The sequence below is a fragment of the Psychrobacter sp. 1U2 genome, from assembly GCF_051847575.1.
The window spans coordinates 1-1456 of record NZ_JBPYDC010000195.1; the positions used below are offsets into that span (position 1 = coordinate 1).

A 1456-nucleotide genomic window follows, 5' to 3' on the forward strand; every position below is an offset into this window, starting at 1 on the left:
TATCGCCGGCTCTCAGACGCTGACTGTCGTAATTCGAGGTATGGCCATGGGCCAAATTGGTGGTTCTAACCGTTGGTGGCTTTTTAATAAAGAGTTGTGGGTTGGTGCAATTAATGGACTTATTTGGGCATTTATCATGGCGATTATTGCACAAATGTGGTTTCATGATGGTAAGATTAGTGCAGTGATTGGTTTTGCTATTGCCATCAATATGACGGCTGCCAATGTATCTGGTATTAGTATTCCACTACTGCTCAAGCGCATGAACATTGACCCGGCGCTATCTGCCTCAGTTATTTTGACCACAGTGACCGATATCGTCGGCTTTATGTCCTTTTTAGGACTGGCAAGTGTATTACTATTATAGTGGTTACTTTTTGCAAGGTATGAGCAAAGATTTGAGTCCAAAACTACAACGTGACAAAGAGTAGTTGTTCTTTATAATCGCTATCTATTTACTAATGGCTATAGCCAGTTCGATATAAAATCGTTACGTAATCTAATTTTATAAGTGAGTGTGTTATGCAAGCTGTACAAGTCAAAGTTCTTAATTCCAAAATTGGTACGCATCCTGATTTTCCTATGCCGACCCGTGCCACAGATGGATCAGCAGGTATCGATTTGCGTGCCTGTCTTGATGAGCCTATGACAATTAAGGCAGGAGCAACGCATCTAGTAGGTACAGGCTTGGCAGTCTATATTCAAGACCCTAACTATGCCGGAATGATACTACCGCGCTCAGGACTCGGTCATAAGCATGGTATTGTACTTGGCAACTTAGTGGGTCTTATCGATGCCGACTATCAAGGGGAGCTGATGGTCAGTGTTTGGAATCGTAGTAGTGACGACTTTGTACTTAATCCTGCTGAGCGTATGGCACAGTACATTGTGGTACCCGTTGCCCGCCCAGAATTTGAAGTGGTAACAGATTTTAGCGATGAAAGTGTTCGCGGTGCAGGTGGCTTTGGACATTCAGGCCGTCATTAAATTTAAAACAACTGAGTTAAAACCTAGATCAGAGTAACATATATATAGCCGCGGTGAACTTAGTAAGTAAGTACGCCATTTATTATAAATAGGGATATGAGGAGTTTATAGTCATGCCGACTTTTGCCGCCCAGCTCCCTCTATTTCGTGCTTATGATATTCGCGGAGCACGCCAGTATTTTACTACTGAATTTATCGCGGCGTTGGGTGAAGTTTTTGCACAGCTATATAAAACACAAGCCAGCCACTCAATAAAAAGTCGTTTTCTAAAAAACCGTTATTCAAAAAGACATGACATACAAAAGCACAATTTAAAAAATCCTAATCTAAAAAACAAACACAATAAAGAAGAATTTTTAGTTCACCCTCATTCTCAAACTTATCGCTCTGTGCCATCAGCTAATGTGGTGGTCATTGGCTATGATGTACGCTGTGATAGCGATACCATAGCGCATATGCTTGCCAATCG

Annotated in this window: 2 protein-coding genes and 1 pseudogene; all 3 read left to right on the forward strand. The window is 41.6% G+C overall.

The window, feature by feature from the left end; translation table 11 throughout:
* Positions 1-367: magnesium transporter (locus ACS8FD_RS14390; RefSeq protein WP_439276360.1), on the forward strand; the 367-nt coding region annotated here is incomplete at its 5' end.
* A gap of 155 nt (positions 368-522) precedes the next feature.
* Positions 523-987, forward strand: a complete 465-nt coding sequence (dut, locus tag ACS8FD_RS14395) for a dUTP diphosphatase (protein ID WP_439261253.1) — start codon at positions 523-525, stop codon at positions 985-987.
* A 113-nt stretch (positions 988-1100) separates the two neighbouring features.
* A pseudogene (locus ACS8FD_RS14400) lies at positions 1101-1456 on the forward strand (hypothetical protein); the annotation flags it as partial.